Consider the following 21,544-nt stretch of genomic DNA (forward strand, 5'->3'; position numbering starts at 1 on the left):
GTATTGCCCGTCTCCTTCCCGCTCCGCCGCGCCGACCGCATCGTCGCCGGGCTCGGCGATCCGTTAGCCTGGCGACCCATGGGAATTGTCGGTGTGGGGATCGATCTCGTCTCCATTCCTGATTTCGCCGAGCAGGTCGACCAGCCGGGAACCGTCTTCTCCGAGACGTTCACCCCGGGGGAGCGCCGCGACGCCTCGGACAAGAGTTCGTCGGCGGCGCGCCACCTGGCGGCCCGCTGGGCCGCGAAAGAGGCCGTGATCAAGGCCTGGTCGGGGTCGCGGTTCGCCCAGCGTCCGGTGCTGCGGGAGGACATCCACCGCGACATCGAGGTGGTCACCGACATGTGGGGCCGCCCGCGGGTTCGGCTGAGCGGCGAAATCGCCAAACACCTCGCCGACGTGATCATTCACGTCTCGCTGACGCATGAGGGCGATACCGCCGCCGCGGTGGCGATCCTGGAGACGACTGCCGACTAGCCTCGTGGGCATGAGCGATCTGGTTGAGCGCGTCCGCGAGGTGCTGCCGTCGGTGCGGCGCGACCTGGAAGACCTGGTGCGCATCGAATCGGTGTGGGCCGACCCCGGCCGCCGCGACGAGGTGCACCGCAGCGCGCAGGCCGTAGCGGATCTGTTGTCGCAGGCGGGTTTCGGCGACGTACGGATCGTCAGCGAAGGAGGCGCACCGGCGGTCATCGCGTGCCATCCCGCGCCGCCCGGTGCGCCGACCGTACTGCTGTACGCCCACCACGACGTGCAGCCCGAGGGCGACCGCGGCCAATGGGTGTCGCCGCCTTTCGAGCCCACCGAACGTGGCGGCCGGCTCTACGGCCGCGGAACCGCCGACGACAAGGCGGGTATCGCAACGCATTTGGCGGCATTTCGCGCCCACGGCGGTCAGCCACCGGTGGGCGTCACGGTGTTCGTCGAGGGGGAAGAGGAATCCGGATCCCCGTCCCTGGGCCGGCTGCTGGCCGCCCACCGCGACGCGCTCGCGGCTGACGTGATCGTCATTGCCGACTCGGACAACTGGAGCACCGAGGTCCCGGCGCTGACGGTGACGCTACGTGGCCTGGTCGACTGTGTCGTCGAAGTGGCCACGCTCGACCATGGCCTGCACTCCGGCATCTGGGGCGGCGTGGTGCCCGACGCGCTGAGCGTGCTGGTGCGGTTGTTGGCCAGCCTGCACGATGACGACGGCAACGTGGCCGTCGCCGGCCTGCACGAAAGCGCCGCCGCCGCTGTCGATTACCCACCGGAGCGGGTGCGTGCCGACTCCGGTCTGCTGGACGGGGTGTCCGAGTTCGGGTCGGATTCGGCCCCGCAGCGGTTGTGGGCCAAACCCGCGATCACCGTGATCGGGATCGATACCACGCCCATCGAGAAGGCGTCGAACACGCTCATCCCACGGGCCCGGGCCAAGATCAGCATGCGGGTCGCGCCGGGCGGGGACGCCGAGGCCCACCTGGACGCGTTGACCGCCCACCTGCAGCGGCATGTCCCGTGGGGCGCACACCTCACAATCACCCGCGGGGACGTCGGCGAGCCCTACGCCATCGACGCCACCGGCAGCGTGTACGACGCGGCGCGGGCCGCGTTCCGGCAGGGGTGGGGGACCGATCCGATCGACATGGGCATGGGCGGGTCGATCCCGTTCATCGCCGAGATCGCCGACGCGTTTCCGGAGGCGAAGATCCTCGTCACCGGTGTGGAAGATCCCGCGACCCAGGCCCACAGCGTCAACGAGAGCCTGCACCTGGGGGTGCTCGAACGCGCGGCCATCGCCGAAGCGCTGCTGCTGGACAACTTGGTCACTTAAAGATCTTTTTTGGTCATTCAGGCCAGGCTAGCCAGGCAACAGCTATGCCTTCGGCGACATCCCCCGCCGCGTCATCGAGAAAGCCTTCCCCACAACGTATCTGGCGGATCGGTTCCTCAACCACCCCGGCAGGTTGGTCCGCTTGCCACGTACGACAATTAGTGTAAGGTACTTAACTATTAAGTAAGTGAATCGACCGGTATGCAAGAGGTGGACGCGTGGACGTGCGAGCGCAACTATCGCAGTTGAGCTCGGAGGCACGCGAAGCCCTGGCTGCCAGGATTGAGACCCGGCTGGTCGCCGATGACGCGGGCGTCGATCACGACGTCACCATTCTCGGAGGCGGCGTCGCAGGGCTCACGTTGGCGCTCGAAATCGGCAAGGCGCGTCCGCGAGCTCGGATTCTCGTCATCTCGTCAAATTCTCACCCGGTGCCGGAGGTCACGCACACGGTCGGCGAGTCGACGGTCGAGGTTTCGGCGCATTACCTTCGAGATCGCCTCGGATTGGCCGACCATCTGCATGGCGCGCAACTTCGCAAAATGGGATTGCGAATGTTTTTCTCGAACGACGGAAACACCGACATTGCCCGGCGCCTGGAGCTCGGCAGCTCCTCGTTCATACCGCAGGTAACGTATCAAATCGACCGGGGCCGGCTGGAGAACGAGCTCAACCGACGGTGCCTGTCTGATGGTGTCGACATGGAATGCGGGCGGGTGGTCTCGGTCGACGGCGGACCCGGAGGCCGCTCACACATCGTTTCCGTGCAGAGCCATCACACGGTGACTCGCAAGACGACACGCTGGGTAGTTGACGCGTCCGGGCGAAACCGCCTGCTGCCGCGGCGGCTGGGACTAACGCGGGTGAATGAGCACAACTGCAATGCGGTGTGGCTCCGAGTCGCGGCCGAACTAGACATAGGCCAGTGGAGCGACGACCCCGGCTGGCAGGCGCGCCTCATCGAGGGTGATCGCGCGCTGTCTACGAATCATCTGATGGGGGAGGGGTATTGGGTATGGCTGATCCGGCTCGCATCGGGATCGACCAGCGTTGGGATCGTCGCCGACCCCGCGTTCCATGAGTTCGATCGGTTCAACACGCTCGCCAAAGCTCGAACGTGGCTTCGCGAATACGAACCGCAGTGCGCAGCGGTTCTCTCGGAGCAAGAACACCTGATCAAAGACTTCAGGGTGATGAAAAACTACAGCCACGGCGCCACCAAGGTGTATGACGGTCGCGACCGTTGGTGTCTCACCGGGGACTCGGGCATCTTCCTGGATCCCCTGTATTCATCGGGACTCGACCTCATCGCGATCGGCAACGGCCTGATCACCGACATGATCGTCCGCGATCTCGACGGTGAAGACGTCGTCGCACGAGCCGGCATCAGCGACTCGCTGTTCCGGTCCCTCACCGACATGTGGCTTGCGGTGTATTGCAACCAGTACACGCTGATGGGGTCGCCGACCGTGATGTCGGCCAAAGTGATCTGGGATATCGCATTCTATTGGGGATTCATAGGTTTGCTTTATAGAAATGGCCGCTTCGTCAGTGTCGCTGATGATCCTCAGGTCGTTCCCCACCTGAAGGGGCTTATCAGTCTCAGTAACCGCACACAGAGGTTCTTCCGAGAATGGGCGGCCGTTGAAACGTCGCCTGCCTCTACGGGTTTCATAGACTTGTACTCACCTTTCGAGTTCATGGTGACGCTGCACACGGCCATGATGCACGAAACCGCGGAATTCGCGGCGCAATTCGATGCGAATACCCGGCTGTTACATCAGCTCGCGGGCCAGCTGGTTGACACCGTGGTGTCGGCGAAATGTGGTGATTTTGGTCAAGATGGCGTCATGCGGCAGGTGCAGGCCTGGCAACGAGACGCTCTTCTGCGAGACCTTCGATCGATCTACCGCCGCGAACAAACGACCAACCCGATTCGCCACGATTGGATTCTTGGCGCCGCCCCAGCACTAGAAGCAAGTTGACCCCGAAGAACAATTTCTTGCGCCCGGTTTGTGACTCTCGCAATTTACGAACTTACCGGCGCACCGGCATACGTACTTGCCACAGTCAGGCACCTGTGGCGCCGAAGCCCTTGCGGTGCACAGCGAACCGAGATTCGCACGCGACGGTATCAGCGGCGATCATCCGGCGTGAACCTGGGAAAGGCGTTGGGGCGAAAGGATGAACATGCGCGGCACACAAGGCACTCGCCAGCCGTTGGCGATCGTCGGAATCGGGTGTCACTTCCCGGGCGGTGCCTACACGCCGCAAAGCTACTGGAGTCTGCTATGCGGTGAAACCGACGCCACGTGCGATGTCCCTGAGACGCGATGGAACGCCGCGAAATACCACGATCCGAACCCCGCCAAAGTCGGCAAGATGGCCACCAGGCGAGGCGGGTTCCTGAGCGACATCGACCAATTCGACCCCCAGTTTTTTGGTATCTCGCCACGGGAGGCGAACTTGATCGATCCGCAGCAACGCCTTTTGCTGCGGACCACCTGGGAGGCGTTGGAAGACGGCGGGATACCTCCGGACCGCCTCGCCGGGACTGAAGTCGGTGTATTCGTCGGGGGCTTTACCCTCGACTACCAGCTTCTGCAGAATCAGGGGCGCGCCAGCCGGTATCGATTCAAGAGCCATTCCTCCACCGGAATGATGATGACAATGCTGGCCAACCGGATCTCGTTCGCATTCGACTTCCGCGGACCAAGCTTGACGGTCGACACGGCCTGCTCGAGCTCGCTCGTCGCGGTACACCTCGCATCGCTGAGCATCTGGAACGGCGAATGTGATCTGGCATTGGCCGGCGGCGTCAATATCATGATCGGTCCCAACACGGCTGTCGCCGAATCGAAGAGCGGATTTCTCAGCCCGGACGGGCGCTGCAAGGCTTTTGACGCTTCCGCGGACGGTTACGGACGAGGTGAAGGTGGTGCGGTCGTCGTCATCAAACCGCTGGATCAGGCGCTAGCTGATGGCGACGAGATTTACGCCCAGATCCTCGGCACCGCGGTGTCACAGGATGGTCGCACCGACGGCATCACCGTGCCCAGTGCGCAGGCTCAAGAAGCCGCGATATCCACAGCTTTGCGAATTGCGGAGGTTCGGCCCGATGAAGTCGGTTACGTGGAGGCACACGGCACCGGAACGCCCATCGGAGATCCAATCGAGGTCCGGGCCCTTGCCAATGTGCTCGCCGCGGACCGTCCGACTTCCGACCCGCTGTTTATCGGATCGGTCAAAACCAACATCGGGCATCTCGAGGCGGGGGCGGGGATAGCAGGACTGATCAAAGCAGCACTGGTGCTCAAGCACGCGTACATCCCGGCCAGTCTGCATGTGAGCAGCCCAATTACGACAGACACCCCGGGAATTGAGATTGCGCGCGCCGGCCGGCCGTTTCCTGAACGCAAACGGCGCATTGCGGGAGTCAACTCGTTTGGCTTCGGCGGCACCAACGCCCACGTCGTGCTCACCGAACCGCCGGCCGCGGTTCGCGACGACACCCCGGATCGTTTTAAGCCACTACCGCTGGCCGTGTTGCCGATCTCAGCGCGAACTGCAGAGGCGTTGGCAGACACGGCCGACCGTTTGGCCGGGCACGTGAGCGTTAACCCCGACATCGCGCTGCTGGACCTTGGATACACCCTCAGCCAACGGCGCTCGCACCTGAATCATCGCCGTGCAATCGTTGCGGGGGGCATCGCCGAGGCACTGGATCAACTCCGCGCCTTCGCCGAAATCGGACGGGGCTCGGCGGGCCGCACGCCACCAACTGTGCCGAAGTTGGCGTTCGTCTGTACTGGGATGGGACCGCAGTGGTGGAAGATGTGCCGAGGATTGCTCGACGCCTATCCCGCTTTCACCGACAGCATCGTGCGAAGTGACCGCGAGTTGTCGCAGTACACCGGATGGTCTTTGATCGATGAGCTCCGAGCGGACGAAATCGATTCTCGTATGGCGGAAACGAGCGTCGCGCAGCCCGCTAACTTCGCCGTACAGATAGCGCTGGCCGCGCAACTCAAGGAGTTCGGTGTCAGCCCTGACGCCGTCATCGGGCACAGCGCCGGCGAGGTGGCCGCCCATTTCCTGGCCGGTCTCCTGACCTTTGAGCAAGCAATCCAGGTCATTTATCACCGGAGTCGCCTCCAGCAGCGCACAACCGGACTGGGCCGCATGCTCGCCGTCGGGCTCAGTGCCCAGGCGCTTATCGAGACGATCGACGACGAAAGCTTCGATGACGGGGGACGGATATCCATCGCCGCGGTCAACAGCCCGTCAGCCGTCACCGTCGCGGGCGATAGCGACGTGCTGGACAAGATCGGTCGCCGACTGGACGAACTCAAGATCTTCAACCGCTTCCTCACCGTCAAAGTCCCGTATCACACCCACTACATGGAAATGGTGCGGGATGACCTGCACGCCGCATTGGAGGGGCTGTCCTCCGGCGACGCGATGATCCCGCTGTACTCCACCGTGACCGGCGAACGACTGGACGGATACACGGCCGGCGCCGCCTATTGGTGGCAGAACACCCGCGCCACAGTCCTTTTCGAGCCGGCGATCAGCGGCATGCTCGATGAGGGATACACTCACTTCGTCGAGCTGGGACCGCATCCTGTGCTGGCAACATCGATTGTCGAGATCGCGGCAGCCCAGAAGACCGACGTTGTTGTCTTGGCGAGCCAGCGTCGCGGGGATGACGATAGCCGGACGCTCATGAATTGCATTGCCGCACTGCATTGTCACGGCTACCCGGTGGGGTGGGACGCTCTCTATCCTCAAGAGGCTGCACGGCTGGTCAGGCTTCCCTTGTATCCATGGCAATCCAAGCGGTATTGGAACGAGACCCAGGAAGCCGCGGAGGACCTGCATTACAATCCGGTGCATCCACTGCTCGGGCAAGCGGTGAGCGCGGTGCACCCCACCTGGGAAGTGGAGCTGAGCACGGCGGCCGTGCCTTTCCTCACGGATCATCAGGTGCAGGGAAGCACTCTTGTTCCCGGGGCGGTATACATCGAAATGGCCTTAGCCGCTGGGCGGGAAGCCTACGGGTCGGCAGACCTCAGAGTGGACAATCTGGCGCTGCTGCGCGCCCTCATCCTCGATGACACCTGCGACCCCATTCTCAGGACGACCCTCAATCAGGACACCGGCGCCCTCGAGTTCGCCGCATTCACGGCAACAACCGGCGGGGACCTGAAGTGGACGATAACGGCAACCGCCGAACTCAACACACTGCCCAAATCGCCTGACCACGACGAGGTTCCCGGGGCGGGGCAGGTCACCACCATCGATGGCGACGAATTCTATGCGCGTACCCGAGCCGTCGGGTTGGCTTACGGTGACGCGTTCCAGACCATCACCGGGGTGACCGCGGGGAATGGGTGGGCAACGGCCCGCATCGCGATCCCCGCGCAGCTCGCTGACGAAGTCGACAGGTATCGCTTCCATCCCGCACTTATCGACGGCGCCTTCCAAACACTGCTTGGCACACCGCTTTTCGCGAAAGACACGAACGAAAGTCCCTACCTCCCCGTTCGGATCCGGCAGTGCGCCGTATACCGTTCGCCGCAGAAAAACATGACGGTTCACGTGCGTGTGGTGTCGGCCGACCAAGACGAGATCGAAAGCGACATCGTGATCTCAGGCGAAGACGGGCGGCCACTCGCAGCCTTCGGCGGTTTCGTGGTGCAATCCCTCAGCGCGTCATCTCGCATGTCACCCGAGCGAGTCGACAAGGGTCTCTACGAAATCCAGTGGGTCGCGCGCGGCGACATCGGACAAGAACGACCCGAGGGACCGGCCGCGACCGCCGACGCGTCGTGGCTCATTTTGATCGATGGCGCCGGCGTGGGAGCAGCGCTCGCGGAGCGGATGCGCCGGCGCGGCCAGCGCGTCCGAACGGTCGAACATCAATCCGTGACCGCCTTGACAGAATTCGACGACGGGTACGTGCTGAACCCGCGACGTCCCGAGCAGCTACGTCAGCTGCTCCAAACGGATTTCGGTAAACACGGCGACCTCGCCGGCATCATCGACTGCTGGCCGTTGGATATTCACCGACATCTGGAAGGTCAAACACCTCGCCCGGACCCGAGCGGGCACGTCGGCCGGCAGAGCCGGTCGGAGGACCAGGATGCCGCTGCAGCCGATGACCAGATTGGCGTTTTCACGATCCTTCATCTCGTCAAGGCGCTTGCGGACAACGACATGGTTCAGCCGCGCCTCTACTTTGTCACCGCTAACGCGCAACCGGTACTTCCAACCGAGGCACCGGTTGTCGAACAAGCCGCCATCTGGGGACTTGGGCGCGTCGTAGGCCATCAGGAACTCGTCAAATATTGGGGCGGCCTCATCGATATCGACGACGGCGACCGCCTCGAGGCCGCAGCGTGTATTTGCAAGCATATTCTCGCAGACGACCCCGAAGATCAGATCGCAATCCGCGGCCGCGCAACGTTTGTCCCGCGTCTGCGCTCGAGCAGCAGCCTCACGAAAGCCTTCCCGACCAAGCTCACAGTCGACGCCACCTACGTGGTCACCGGTGGAGCAGGTGCCCTTGGTCGCACCGTCGCGACGTACCTTGCCGAACGAGGCGCGCGACACATCGCCTTGCTGTGCCGAAGCGAAATCCCGCCGAGGGACCACTGGCCATCGCTACCTCCGGAACACAAACACCATGCGACCGTCAACGCCATCCGGGAAATCGAACACCTCGGTGCTCGAGTAGTCACCGCCAGTGTTGACATCACCGACGTCGACCAGGTCGAGGCGTGGTTGGCGAAGCACATCCGGGAGGGCGGGCCACCGGTTCGTGGCATCGTCCACGCCGCCGGTTCCGTCGACGATCAACTTCTCGTGAGCATGACCGAAGCGACGTTCCGCAAAGTGATGGCCCCCAAGGTCGCCGGAACGCGGGTGCTGCATAACGCTTTCAGGGACCACGATTTGGAATTCTTCGTCATGTTCGGGTCCGCCGGATCGGTCATCGCGTCGCCCGGTCAAGGCAACTATGCCGCGGCGAACGCTTACCTCGACGCCTTTGCGCACTACCGACAGGCCAACGGACTGCCGGCGCTCACCATCGGGTGGGGCCCCTGGTCGGTGGGCATGGTCGAGGAGCTCAAGCTCGAAAAGATCTACGCACAGCGAGGGATCGAGCTGATCACGCCCGCGGCGGGTACTCAAATCCTCGATCGGCTCATCAACCAGAAAGCGCCCAACGTCATCGCCATCAGCGCCGACTGGACGCGGGCCCGCCGCGCCGGGCTTGTCGGACAACTACCGCCGATGTTCCGCGAACTGGGAGCGGGTGACGCTGCGCCCGATGACACCGATTCCGAACCGTCCATCATCAACGCCCTCTCGAGTTGCCCAGCAGCCGAGAAACTGGACATGGTGACACGTCTCGTCCGGCAAATCGCTGCGGCGGTCTTCGAAGTTGCGGTGACCGAAATCGGGCCCGACGACGCCCTCGAGGATCTTGGCTTGGACTCAATGATGGCAATGGATTTCAGGACAAGGATCAGTGCGAACTTCGCGATCGATCTGCCCGTGCTGGAACTGCTCAGGGGTGTAAGCGTCAACTCGCTGGCCGCTCGCATACTCGGTGAGCTCCAACCAGGCGACGCCAACGACCTCGAGGTCAACGAACAGCGACCAGAAGCCACAAGCTTCGATGACGTCGACCGACTCATCGAGCAGTTGTCCGAGGCGGACCTCCGAGAAGTGCTGGCCGATCTTCACACACGCACCACCGGGCAGGGGACGGGGGCTCACCGTCGTGAATAACCCCCAAGCACGCCCGCGCTGCCTACGCGCGCCGACACCGGTAACGGCGGGCACCGTAGCCGGCACGGGCCAAACGATGCGGGTTCGGCGATGACGACGGCCGACCATTCGTCCGCGGTGCACGTCCGGGGTTTGTCGAAGACCTACGGGCAGTTGCACGCGGTGCGGGATGTGGACCTTGACGTCGGCTATGGCGAGATCTTCGCAATCCTCGGGCCGAACGGTGCGGGCAAGTCGACGACCATCGAAATCCTCGAAGGCCACCGGCACCGCGATTCTGGACACGTGCGTGTGTTGGGCGAAGACCCCGGAACGGCAGGGCGGAGCTGGCGGGCCAAGATCGGCATCGTGCTTCAAGAAGCCAGCGACTCTGGCATGTTGACAGTGTCGGAGACCGTGCGAATCTTCACGAAATGCTATGGAAGAGCACGTCGTCCGGACGAGACGCTCGAACTCGTCGGTCTCGCAGCAGTTTCCGATCGCAGAGTAAAGACTCTTTCAGGAGGACAACGCCGCAGGCTCGACGTCGCCCTCGGCATCATCGGCATGCCCGAATTGCTCTTCCTGGACGAGCCGACGACGGGGTTCGACCCAGACGCCAGACGCCGATTCTGGGACCTCATCAGGCTGTTGGCGATCGATGGCACGACCATCCTGTTAACCACCCACTACCTCGATGAAGCCGCCGCGCTGGCAGACCGAGTTGCAGTCCTGGCCGGCGGCAGCGTGGTAGCGGTCGACTCGCCGGCGAAGCTGACCGAATACGTGAACTCCGCCGCGACGGTGCGGTGGATGGAGGGAGACCGGCTCCACGTGGAGGAGACAAAGTACCCCACCGATTTGATCAGACGCCGTTCCAGGGACGGGGCAGAGTTGGCTCAGCTCACGGTTTCCCGCCCGACGCTCGAAGACGCCTATCTTCAGTTGATCGGACTGGCGTGATGGACATCGACCAAATGAAACGTGCGTCGCCGCCGCCTCGCGGAACGACCGTAGTGGAGTCACCACTTCCGTCGCCGCTGCGCATCGGCGTATCGCGGATCGTGCCCGAGCTGAAGATGTTTTACCGCCGACCGGAGCAGTTGGTTCTGACGTTCTCGATGCCGGCCGTAATCGGCATTCTGTTGGGTTCGATCTTCTCGTCCAAACTGCCGCATAGCGACACCAGCACCGGCGCTGTGATCGCGGCCAGCATCCTCGCTTACGGCATTCTCTCGACGTCATTCATCAACCTGGGTATCAGCATTGCCGCCGACCGAGAAAGTGGTGCGCTGAGACGCCTCCGCGGGACGCCGACGACCGCATCCTCGTATTTCATTGGGAAGATCGCCCTGGTCGCCGTCGCAAGCCTCGCCGAAGCCGTTGTCCTCCTGACGGTAGGCGTGCTCGTCTTCAAACTCCGCCTGCCTACCAATGGTTTTGGATGGTTCACCCTGTCCTGGGTATTCATCCTGGGTATCGTCAGCTGCTCATTGCTGGGCATCTTCGTCAGCAACCTGGCAAGTAACGCCGTTTCCGCCGCCGTGATAACCAACGGCCCGGCGGTGGCCCTGCAGTTCGTGTCGGGCACATACGTTCCGTTGATGGCCCTGCCGACGTGGATGTTGATCCTCGGCTCCGTATTTCCGGTGAAGTGGATGGCCCAAGGTTTCCGGTCGGTGCTCCTCCCACCGAACATGGCCGCATTCGAACCGGCCGGCAGCTGGGAACACTGGACGACATTCCTGATACTGGCGGCGTGGAGTATCGGCGGATTGATCGCCTGCCTCGCAGTTTTTCGCTGGTCTGACACGAGGTAGCCACGATGCCTTCCCTGCTCGGTATCACGTCGCATTTCTTCCTCCAGATTGCCTTCATCCTGCTCACCTACCGCCTGCTCTGGCCGCTGTTCCGCCGGTTAGGACAGGTGCAGGTGGTCGCGATCATGGTGGCTGGATTCGTGCTCGGTCCTTCGGTTTTGGGCTGGATTTGGCCGGCCGGGCAGCGGTGGCTGTTTCCGACGAAGCTGACGATCGGGGCGGAAACTTTCACGCATCCGAACCTCACGGCGATCTACGTCGTCGGCCAGCTCGGGCTTGTGCTTTACATGTTCCTGGTGGGCGCATCTTTCAAGCTCGAAATTCTGGGCGCACATGTGAAGCAGGCCGGTGCAACTTCGGCCGCCGGTATCGGTATTCCCTTGGTACTCGGTGGTGTCACCGGATGGTCGATGGTCAGCCTCGGCGGCTATTTCACGGGCAAGGTGGCGCATTGGCAAGGCGGCTTGTTTGTTGCATCCGCGGTCGCCATCACGGCGTTTCCGATGCTGGCGTGGATTGTCTACGATTCCGGATTGCTCAACACTCGACTGGGAACGATGTCGTTGTCATGCGCCGCGATCGACGACGCTTGCTCGTGGATACTTCTGGCCACGCTGGTGGCGACTTCGAAAGGAAGCCTCTGCGGTGCGGTCGTGGCGGTCGGGGGCGGGCTCGCCTACCTGCTGTTCATGGTGTTCGTCGGCCGGCCGCTACTTGCCAGATTGGTAACCTGGGCCCCGCGCCGCAGCAGCGTTGAACGCACGGGTGGATTGCCGATCGCGCATCTGTCCATCGTCCTTCTGGTCGTGCTGACTGCGAGCTGGTTCACTGATCTGGTTGGAATCTATTCCGTCTTCGGTGCTTTCGTGGCCGGGACGGTTATGCCCCGCGGCGCCTTGCTCGATTCACTCCGTGATCGATTCGAACCGCTGGTCGCATACCTGCTGATTCCGGCGTTCTTCATCTACTCGGGCCTGAACACTCAGCTCAGTCTGATCTTCGACGGATCTACCCTCCTGATGGCGATCATCGTGCTGGTCGTGTCGTTCGCCGCGAAGTTCGTTGCCATCGGCCTGACAGCGCGTTGGCAGGGCATGAGTTGGAACGAAGCCGGCGCGATGGGGGCACTCGCCAACGCCCGCGGCCTGATGGAACTGATCCTGATCAACATCGGGTTGGACGCGGGACTGATCACCGGCAAGACCTACACCATCCTGGCGGTCATGACGATCATCACGACATTCGTCGCCACCCCACTGCAGCGTGTGTTCGAACGCCGCCTGAAAAAATCGGGATCCGTGTTCGGGCCCGCGGGCGAAGAACCTCGCCGCGACGTCGTTGGGGGCCTGCAATAAGCGCTTGTGCCGGATGGATTGCGCCGGAACTCGACCCCCGATTGCCTTTGTAGACCGGTCGTCTCGTCGCATACTGCTTTGAGATGCAGCCACTCGTCAGCGGGAGACGCCACCGTGAGTACGGAGAACACCCTGACCGGCGACGCCGGTAAGACCAACCGTTACCACTTCGATCGCCACACCCCGGAGTACCGCGAGCGGTTCACCGCAATCACCGAAGAGATGCACGCCAGGTGCCCGGTGGCGTGGACTGACACCTACGACGGGCATTGGGTGGCCGCGGGCAACCGGGCAGTCTTCGAGCTCGCTCGCTGCCCGCACGTGTCCAACGACCACGACGTCACCGGTGAAGGCACCGGGTACAAAGGCATCACGATCCCCACGCTGCCGCAGGGCACCGGCGTCCGTGGCGGCATGCTCGAGATGGACGAACCCGAGCACTCCGCCTACCGCAGCATCCTCAACCCCTATCTGTCGCCGGCAGCCGTAAAGCGCTGGAAGCCATTTGTCGACGAGATCGTGCGGGCCAGCATCGACGAGAAGATCGAAGTCGGGCGGATCGACTTTGTCGACGATCTCGCGAACGTCGTGCCCGCCGTCCTGACTCTGGCGATGATGGGCGTTCCGCTGAAGAAGTGGCAGCTCTATTGCGAGCCGGCCCACGCCGGCGTTTATACCCCGGCCGACTCCCCAGATGCCCCAAGGGTTTTGGAGCAGACGCTGGCAATGGGAGCCGACCTGTTCAACCACCTCCTCGAGATCCGCGAGAACCCGCGCCCCGGCATCGTGGACGCGCTGGCAAGACTGAGGATCGACGGTGAACCCGCGCCCGACGCCGAACTGCTCGGAATGCTCGGCCTGATCATCGGCGGAGGCTTCGACACAACGACGGCGCTGACCGCCCACGCACTCGAATGGCTGGGCGAAAATCCGGAAAAGCGCGAACTGCTGAAGCGGGAGTTAGACACGCTGCTCGACTCGGCGACCGAGGAATTCCTGCGTTACTTCACGCCCGCTCCCGGCGATGGTCGCACCATTGCCGCCGACCTCGAAATAGCGGGCACGCAATTCAAGGAGGGCGATCGCCTGTGGTTGTCCTGGGCGATGGCCAACCGCGATCCCGCGGTGTTCCCCGATCCGAATCGATTGGACCTGAGCCGTAAGAACAACCGGCACTTCAGCTTCGGGCTCGGCATCCACCGCTGCATCGGCTCCAATGTCGCGCGTGTGGTGTTCAAGTCGATGCTCACGGCGGTGCTCGATCGGATGCCCGACTATCGGTGCGACCCCGAGGGCACGGTGCACTATGCGACGATCGCCGTGATCCAGGGCATGCAGCACCTTCCGGCGACCTTCACCCCCGGCGAGCGGCTTGGCCCGGGGATCGACGAGACGCTGGAGAATCTGCAGCGGGTATGTGACGAGCAAGGAATCGCGCGGCCCATCACCGAGTACACCGAGGCCGCCGTCATCGGCTAGACCGGATGGTGGCGACCCGCTGCGCCCGGCTCCGCCGCGCTTGCGATCGCCACTAGACCGACAGGTCGCGGCGAAGCTTGGCCACATGGCCCGTCGCCTTCACGTTGTACTGCGCGACCGCGATCTTGCCCTTCTCGTCGACGACGAAGGTGGAGCGGATGACGCCGGTGACGGTCCTGCCGTACATCTGTTTTTCGCCGTAGGCGCCATAGGCCGTCAGGACCTTGCGGTCGGGGTCGGACAGCAGCGGAAACGTCAGCTTCTCGGCGTCACGGAACTTGGCGAGTTTCTCGGGCTTGTCGGGGGAGATCCCGAGGACGTCCAGGCCGGCGCCGTTGAGCTCGGCCAGGCTGTCCCGAAAGTCGCACGCCTGCTTCGTGCATCCCGGCGTCGATGCGGCCGGGTAGAAGTACACCACGACGCGACGTCCTTTGTAATCGGCCAGCGACACCTTGTTGCCGTCGGCGTCGGGCAGGGTGAACGAGGGCGCTTTGTCGCCCGGTGCAAGTCGCGTGGTCTCGGTCAAGGTAACTACCTTTCTGTTCACCGGAGCGTCGGGGTTACCGCCAGCTGATCTAGGGTAGTTCGGGCAGGTGTAGGAGCTTCGATAGTGGGCGACTTGGAGGACACAGTGGCGGACCGGGACCCCGAAGCCATCAAGCAGGACATCGACGTCGCCCGTGACCAGCTGGCGGCCACCGTCGACTCGCTTGCCGAGCGGGCCAACCCCCGGCGCCTCGCCGACGACCTGAAGATTCGGGTGATCGGATTCGTGCAGAAGCCGGTCGTGCTGGCGTCGCTGGCCGGGGTAGGGGCCCTCGTCGTCGTGGTGGCGGTGCGCCGCGTCAGGAATCGGTGACGCGACCGGCCTGGACGTACACCGGAATGTCGTCGGCCCAGGGTTGGTTGGTGGCCATGTCGTCGACGTTGCAGTAGCCCCGTTCTAATTCGCCGGTCGCCGCATCGACCAGCCGGTATTCCTGCCGCTGTTGGTGGATGGGCTGGGCGTCCAGGATGACGACCCGCACCTCACCCGGCTCGAACCCGCACCGTTGCTGCAGCGCCTCGATCAGGCATTCGTTGTGCATGTGCCCGTCGCCGAAGTTCCAGCCCAGAACCATCGCGCACAGGACTTCGCCCTCACACAGGTTGTAATCGTCCTCGTCATAGCCGGCCATTGCCCGATGAGCGAGGGTCAGCAGTGCGCGTCCGTGGGTGTTCATGCCCCGGAACGCCAGCGCCAGGTGCAGCGGGATCAGGGTTTCCTCTTTGCTGCCGTACAACCGCTCGAGCTGCAAATGCTGCATCGGGCCCAGGGCGCGGGAACCCACGCGGAACTTCTCGTCGGCCGAAGGCCGCACGCACCACAGGGTGGTGTCCCAGTTGCCGGCGTAGTACCGCATGCCCGGCAGGAACGAGACCTTGCGTGGGTAGAGATTGCCGAGGGCGACAGTGCCGGCGATGACCGCGAACAGGACGGCGATCGGCAGCGGGTGGGCGATGTCCGACAGCGCTAGGTGAGCATGCGCGACGAACAGCCATAAGACCCCGAAGATCATGAATACGTTCCACTCCAGCGGCACCCCCATCGGGAAGGCCAGCAGGATGTTGAGGTGGAACACGATCATCACGAAGGCCGCGAGGGCCGTCGGCCAGCCGCCATGGGAGAAGAGCAGCACCAGCGGCACCAGACCCTCCACCGCGGTCGAGAAGTGCGCGATGAAGCCCGCCAACGCGCTGGGCCGCAGGTCGTCCGGATGGTGCTTGAACATCGACCGCTTGAGCGGGCCCGACGGGATGAACGGGTTGTTCGCGAGCATGGTGGAGATCACGAAGGGGAAGTGCTTGTTGAGCTTGGAGGTCGCCGCGCCGAGCCAGATCACCATGAACACGACCTTGGCCCCGACGACGATGTCCGGACCGGCGAACACAAACGTCAGCGCCAGCGGCGCATACACCTCGCCGCGCGCGGCCAAGAAGATCACCTTGTCGCGCAGGCTGAGCACTGCCAGCACCGCCAGAATCGCGACCGTCCGCCACCACGGCAGCACACCGATCATGGTGTCCAGGGCCGGAATTGGCCCGTTGCCTTCCGACAGCAGCGCTGACACGAGCAACACCAGCAGGATGCCGTAGAGCAGCGCGTCGAACGGAGTGCGGTCGCTGCCCTTGGTCAACGGCACCCGGGCGGGCCATGGTGGCAAGCGGATGGTGCCGGGCCGCAGCCAGTACAGGATGGAACCCATCGGGGGGAAGTAGCGCCCGGCCAACGGCCCGAAGCAGCAGCCGAGGCCGACGACTTCGAACAACATCGTGTAGAGCACGGCCTTCTGGAACACGATCGGCTCCGACCACCACGCGCTGACCTGTGTGAAGCCGCCAATGCCGCGAGTCGACCACGCGAAAAGCCAGCCGCCCAGGATGTACAGCCCGATCTTCACGCCGTACATCACGTGCATCACCAGCGGGGTGCCGAATCCGTGCTCGGCGATGTGGCGCGCCATCGGGACGATCCGTTCGGCGCGTGAGCGGGTGCTCCACTCGGGCATGTCGACGACGGGCAGGTTGGGCCGGATGAACCCCATTGCGGCTCCTTCGACGCAGCGTGTCTCACTGGGGAGCCGATCGGCGCTTGCGGCGCTAATCGGTGTCAGCAAGAAATTACCTGCAGGAGGGCCCTCGGTGGGGGGATACGACGGCAAACAGTCCGGTTAGCCGCACCGCCGGCTTCCTGCGGTCTGCGCTCGGCATGGCCGCTGGGGACACCTTTGCTGGGCCGCGACCGCTACTCCCAGCCCGGCGGGTCGTTCTCGGCCATGTAGGCCTCCCACGCGGCGCGGCGCATCGCGCGGGTGTGCAGGTCCTGGCAGATCGCTTTCGCGTCGGCGGCGGTGGTGGCCCGGCCTAGGTCGTGGTGCACGAAGCCGTCATCGACACGCTCGGCGCGGAAGCCGCCCGTCGAGACCGCATGGACGCGGTACTCGCTGCGGTCGTCGATGTTGGCGTGGAAGTGGCCCTCGTGGGGTTCGACCCACTTCAGCTCCGTTTTCACAGGTCCCCGCCGGAAATCTGCGTCATGAAGATCGTCGGGCTCGCGGGGGTGAAGCGGATTGCTCGGAGATCGTGACCCATCGGGTACACCCCCTGAAGTGGAGAAGCCGCCAAATATTGACATATTCGGTGGGCTGGTGCGCCGTCAGGGTTTCGAACCCCGGACCCGCTGATTAAGAGTCAGCTGCTCTACCAACTGAGCTAACGGCGCTTGTGGTCGGCCGAGACCGCGTAGGCGACAATAACAGGCGTTGCGCCACGGAGTGAAATCCCGACCTTTCCTAGGATAGCCGGCCGTGCGGCGGAACCGCCCTTCGGCCGCTGGTGGCCACCGCCGGCCGCGGCATCGTCTGAGTCACGACGCTTCACCGCGCGAACGAAACGAATTGTCGCGCAACAAGATCAGCGTTTTCCCTCACAACACCGTGCCGGTGTACGGTGTCCGGCCGGTGCTGAAGGCGGCGTCCAGCTCGGCCAACGCTCCTTGGCGCACCTCGGTGATGCGGTCGGCGCGGGCCAGCTGGGATGCCCGATGCGCCCCCATGTAGACGGTGGCCAGGTCGGCCAGACCGATCTTGATGTCCGGGGAGCCGTCGTGCGGGGTGCATTTGCCGACACCATCGCGGGCCTGTAGCGCAAAGGTGCCTCCGGCAAGGTCGAGCGGGTCGGTGACTTCCAGCACGATGTCGGCGTCGGCGGCATAGCTGCGCGTGCCGAGCGTTTCGGGGATGTCGTTGATGCGCACCCACAGAAAGTCGCTCGTGCCCTTGGTTTCCGCGGCGCGTTGGTCAACGAGTTTGAGCGGTAGCGGATCATCGGGGGGCACGTCGATCTCGATGCGATAGAACATCTCCAACACCAGGAGCGTTTGCAGTAGCTCAGTGTGTGCTTCGTCGGTGATGGGGCAGAAGTCTTCGACGACCACGGTGCCAAGCGGCGGCCGGAACGCATGCTGGTGCGAGCCGACCACCCGGTAAGTCAGGAAGCCGTCGGGGTGGATGGTGTAATGCAGCGCAGATCCGTTGCCGCGCTGGGTCGGTCGGTCGTCCATGTAGTCGGCCCACCACGCGTCGTCGCGGGAGATCGCGCCGGTCGTTGCGGCGCACCATCGTTCGTAGATCTCTGGCAGATGCCCCCGCGCCTCGGCGGCGTTGACCTCACGCGCCCGAATCCGGCCCGGCGCGGCGCGCAACTTCGCGAAGCGGCGGTCAATGGAGTAGGTATGGCTGTAGCTCGACACACCGGCGCCAAAGCCGTCGTACATCGCGGTCTGCGTCGGCACGCCGCAAACGATGGGATAGCCGCGGTCCAAAAGGATTCCGAGTCCCTGCGCGCTGAGCTGCGCCCACAGCCCTTTGCCCTGATGCGTTGACGCGACGGCGATCATCGTCAGCCACGCGACCCGTAATTGGGTTCCACCCGGCACCGTCAGCCGCGAGGGGTAGATGATGGATGTTCCGACCAGATTCGGATGCGCCGGATCGGAGACATCCTCGGCGATCAAGATATTGTCGAGACTGACCCGACGTCTCCACGCCTCGAGGTCTTCAGGGCCCACCGGATCGCCGAAAGTCCGTGCCTGATTCTCGAAAACCGCCTGCCAGTCGGCTTCGGTGGGATGCCGAATATTGGTGCCGTCGTCCTTCTCGTCCATCGCACATCCAATCTGCTTGTGACCCAGGCAAACCGGCACAGCGCACAGCGAATCCAGGTACCGAGTGCTTTTAGATTCGATACCCGAGTGCCAGAAGGTCAAACCTGCACTCGAAGATCGCCGATAGCACCCCCGTCACGACGGGCCGATGTGAGCAATTCCTCAGCGGGCGGGTCAACCGGCGCGGTTTCGGGTAGGCGATACGCCATGCTGCAAGCAATCACCCGACTTGCGATCGCCGCGCCGCGCCGCATCATCGCGATCGCGGTTCTGGTGTTGCTTGGGGCCGCGATCTTCGGGCTACCGGTGGTCAACAGCCTTTCCGGCGGTGGTTTTCAGGACCCCACCTCGGAGTCTTCGCGGGCGAGCGACACCCTGCGGGACAGGTTCAATCAGACCGATCAGCAGATGCTGATCGTGGTAACCGCGCCCACCGGTGCCCGAGGTGCTCAGGCGCGACAGGTCGGCAGTGAGATCGCCGACCAGCTCAAACGTTCGCCGTGGGTACTGAACGTGTCGTCGGCGTGGACGTCACCACCCGCGGCCGCCGCGCAACTGATCAGCAAGGACGACAAGTCCGGGATGATCGTGGCCGGCCTCAAGGGAGGCGAGAACGACGCGCAGAAATACGCCAGCGCGCTGACGAAGGACCTGGTACACGACCGCGATGGCGTCACCGTGCGCGCCGGCGGCATGGCCGTGGCCTATGCGCAGATCAACGACCAGAACCAGCGCGACCTCCTGTTGATGGAGTCGATCGCGATTCCGCTGAGTTTCGCGGTGCTGGTGTGGGTGCTCGGCGGAGTGGTGGCGGCGGCAATGCCGATCGTCTTGGGCGCATTGGCCATCGTGTGCACCATGTCGGTGTTGCGGCTGATCAGCTTCGCCACCGACGTGTCGACGTACGCCCTGGACCTCAGCATCGCGATGGGCCTGGCCCTGGCCATCGATTACAACCTGCTGATCATCACGCGCTACCGGGAGGAACTGGCGCGCACCGGGGAACGGAACCAGGAGCTGATGCGGACGATGGCCCGGCACGACGCCCTGATGCGGACGATGGCCACCGCGGGAAGGACGGTGCTGTTCTCCGCCACCACGGTCGGGCTGTCGATGGCGGTGATGGCACTGTTCCCGATGTATTTCTTGAAGTCCTCCGCCTACACCATCGTGGCCACCGCGGCAATCGTCGCGGTCGCGACCGTGGTGGTCACCCCGGCTGCCATCGTGCTACTGGGGCCCCGGTTGGACACGATGGACGCCCGCCGGGTGATGCACCGCATCCTGCACGGGCAGCGGCCATTTCGTGACCACGCGCACAAGCCGCTCGTGGCGCAGTTCTGGTACCGCTCGACCAAGTTCGTCCTGCGTCGTGCCATGCCCGTCGGCCTGAGCGTCGTCGCGCTGCTGCTGTTGCTTGGGGTGCCGTTTCTCGGCGTGAAGTGGGGCTTTCCCGACGAACGCGTGCTTCCTCGATCGGCCTCGGCGCGGCAGGTCGCCGACATGCTGGACCACGATTTCGCCAATGGGCTGGGGACCTCGGTGTCCGTCGTCGTTCCCGACGCCAACGGGGTGACCCCCGGCGAGCTGCAGCGCTACGCCGCCGAGCTGTCCCGGTTGCCCGACGTGACCGCGGTAACCGCACCGACGGGGACGTTCGTGGCGGGAAGCCGCGCGGGGCCGCCCGCCGCCGCCACCGGCATGGCCAACGGCAGCGCATTGATCACCGTGGACAGCGCCGCGCCGCTCTACTCGCACGCCTCGAACACCCAGCTCGACCGACTGCATCAGGTCGCCGGGCCGGCGGGGCGGACCGTGGAGATGACCGGGCTGGCGCAGATCAACCGCGACAGCGTCGATGCCATCACCAAGCGACTGCCGCTGGTGTTCGGGCTGATCGCGCTCATCACCTTCGCGCTGCTGTTCTTACTCACCGGCAGCGTGGTGCTGCCGCTGCAGGCATTGGTGTGCAACGTGCTGTCACTGACGGCGGCATTCGGCGCGATGGTGTGGATATTCCAGGACGGCCACCTGGGCGCTCTGGGGACCACGCCCAACGGCACTTTGAACGCCAACATCCCAGTCTTGTTGTTCTGCATCGCTTTCGGGCTGGCCATGGACTACGAGGTGTTCCTGGTCTCGCGCATCCACGAGTACTGGCTGGCGTCGCAAGCCGCCCGGGAGACGCCACCGACCCCTGCCGAGGCACGCGCCGCCACCGACGAGAGCACCGCGCTGGGCATCGCCGGCATCGGCCGAGTGGTCACCACCGCCGCGGTGGTGATGTCGATTTCGTTCGCCGCGTTGATCCCCGCGCACGTGTCGTTCATGCGCATGTTGGGCCTGGGTCTGACACTCGGTGTGCTCGTCGACGCCACCCTGGTGCGAATGGTCCTGGTGCCGGCCTTCATTCACCTGCTAGGCCGATGGACGTGGTGGGCTCCCCGGTGGTCGGCCTTGTTGCGGGACCGGTCCGCGACGGGAGAGGGCGAGGCCGTTGCGGTGGGCCGACGTCGCTGGGCGGCCGATGCGCCCAGAGTGCCCACGACCAGGAGGTGGCCCACCAGAGCCGCGCCCGGCCGCAGTTGAT

The 21,544-nt window shown here is 64.1% G+C and carries 14 protein-coding genes and 1 tRNA gene; 10 read left to right on the plus strand and 5 right to left on the minus strand.

The window, feature by feature from the left end:
• The first annotated feature begins 78 nt into the window (after window positions 1-78).
• The 8 genes from acpS to AC5Y4H_RS13700 all read left to right on the plus strand — a co-directional run bounded on the left by acpS (window position 79) and on the right by AC5Y4H_RS13700 (window position 14,249).
• Window positions 79-477, plus strand: coding sequence for a holo-ACP synthase AcpS (acpS, locus tag AC5Y4H_RS13665; RefSeq protein WP_499982472.1), 399 nt, complete (start codon window positions 79-81; stop codon window positions 475-477).
• A 10-nt stretch (window positions 478-487) separates the two neighbouring features.
• Window positions 488-1,816, plus strand: a complete 1,329-nt coding sequence (locus AC5Y4H_RS13670) for a dipeptidase (protein WP_499982474.1) — start codon at window positions 488-490, stop codon at window positions 1,814-1,816.
• Window positions 1,817-2,034: 218 nt separating this feature from the next.
• The gene (locus AC5Y4H_RS13675; RefSeq protein ID WP_499982475.1) at window positions 2,035-3,801 is read left to right on the plus strand and encodes an NAD(P)/FAD-dependent oxidoreductase; all 1,767 of its coding nucleotides are present in this window, start codon (window positions 2,035-2,037) and stop codon (window positions 3,799-3,801) included.
• A 205-nt stretch (window positions 3,802-4,006) separates the two neighbouring features.
• Window positions 4,007-9,616, plus strand: a complete 5,610-nt coding sequence (locus AC5Y4H_RS13680) for a type I polyketide synthase (protein WP_499982478.1) — start codon at window positions 4,007-4,009, stop codon at window positions 9,614-9,616.
• Between the two features lie 90 nt (window positions 9,617-9,706).
• Window positions 9,707-10,558, plus strand: a complete 852-nt coding sequence (locus tag AC5Y4H_RS13685; RefSeq protein WP_499982479.1) for an ABC transporter ATP-binding protein — start codon at window positions 9,707-9,709, stop codon at window positions 10,556-10,558.
• Window positions 10,558-11,415 (plus strand): ABC transporter permease, encoded by an 858-nt coding sequence (locus tag AC5Y4H_RS13690; RefSeq protein ID WP_499982481.1) that lies wholly within the window; start codon window positions 10,558-10,560, stop codon window positions 11,413-11,415. Before AC5Y4H_RS13685 ends, AC5Y4H_RS13690 begins: the two co-directional genes overlap by 1 nt.
• Window positions 11,416-11,420: 5 nt before the next feature.
• Window positions 11,421-12,770, plus strand: coding sequence for a cation:proton antiporter (locus AC5Y4H_RS13695; protein WP_499982482.1), 1,350 nt, complete (start codon window positions 11,421-11,423; stop codon window positions 12,768-12,770).
• Window positions 12,771-12,884: 114 nt separating this feature from the next.
• Entirely contained in the window at window positions 12,885-14,249 is a 1,365-nt protein-coding gene (locus tag AC5Y4H_RS13700) for a cytochrome P450 (RefSeq protein WP_499982483.1), read from the plus strand.
• Between the two features lie 52 nt (window positions 14,250-14,301).
• Here AC5Y4H_RS13700 and bcp read toward each other — a convergent pair whose 3' ends face one another.
• A complete protein-coding gene (gene bcp / locus AC5Y4H_RS13705; protein ID WP_499982486.1) occupies window positions 14,302-14,775 on the minus strand; it encodes a thioredoxin-dependent thiol peroxidase in 474 nt (157 codons plus the stop codon).
• 105 nt (window positions 14,776-14,880) lie between these two features.
• Here bcp and AC5Y4H_RS13710 point away from each other — a divergent pair, with 105 nt between their 5' ends.
• Complete coding sequence (locus AC5Y4H_RS13710) at window positions 14,881-15,108, plus strand: DUF3618 domain-containing protein (RefSeq protein WP_112706656.1); 228 nt, start codon at window positions 14,881-14,883, stop codon at window positions 15,106-15,108.
• Here the strand turns inward: AC5Y4H_RS13710 and AC5Y4H_RS13715 are convergent.
• The 4 genes from AC5Y4H_RS13715 to AC5Y4H_RS13730 all read right to left on the minus strand — a co-directional run bounded on the left by AC5Y4H_RS13715 (window position 15,095) and on the right by AC5Y4H_RS13730 (window position 18,954).
• On the minus strand, window positions 15,095-16,834 hold the full coding sequence (locus AC5Y4H_RS13715) for a DUF3556 domain-containing protein (protein WP_499982487.1): 1,740 nt from the start codon (window positions 16,832-16,834) through the stop codon (window positions 15,095-15,097). The genes AC5Y4H_RS13710 and AC5Y4H_RS13715 overlap by 14 nt on opposite strands.
• 200 nt (window positions 16,835-17,034) lie before the next feature.
• A complete protein-coding gene (locus AC5Y4H_RS13720; RefSeq protein WP_499982488.1) occupies window positions 17,035-17,301 on the minus strand; it encodes a hypothetical protein in 267 nt (88 codons plus the stop codon).
• A 134-nt stretch (window positions 17,302-17,435) separates the two neighbouring features.
• Window positions 17,436-17,511: transfer RNA gene (locus AC5Y4H_RS13725), tRNA-Lys, on the minus strand.
• Window positions 17,512-17,715: 204 nt separating this feature from the next.
• Window positions 17,716-18,954, minus strand: coding sequence for a GNAT family N-acetyltransferase (locus tag AC5Y4H_RS13730; RefSeq protein ID WP_499982489.1), 1,239 nt, complete (start codon window positions 18,952-18,954; stop codon window positions 17,716-17,718).
• Window positions 18,955-19,161: 207 nt separating this feature from the next.
• On the opposite strand from AC5Y4H_RS13730, the gene AC5Y4H_RS13735 reads away from it, so the two are divergent.
• Window positions 19,162-21,543 carry an MMPL family transporter gene (locus AC5Y4H_RS13735; RefSeq protein WP_499982490.1) on the plus strand — a complete coding sequence of 794 codons (2,382 nt, stop codon included), beginning with the start codon at window positions 19,162-19,164 and terminating at the stop codon, window positions 21,541-21,543.
• Window position 21,544 lies beyond the last annotated feature (1 nt).

The organism is Mycobacterium sp. NGS58, from assembly GCF_059812385.1.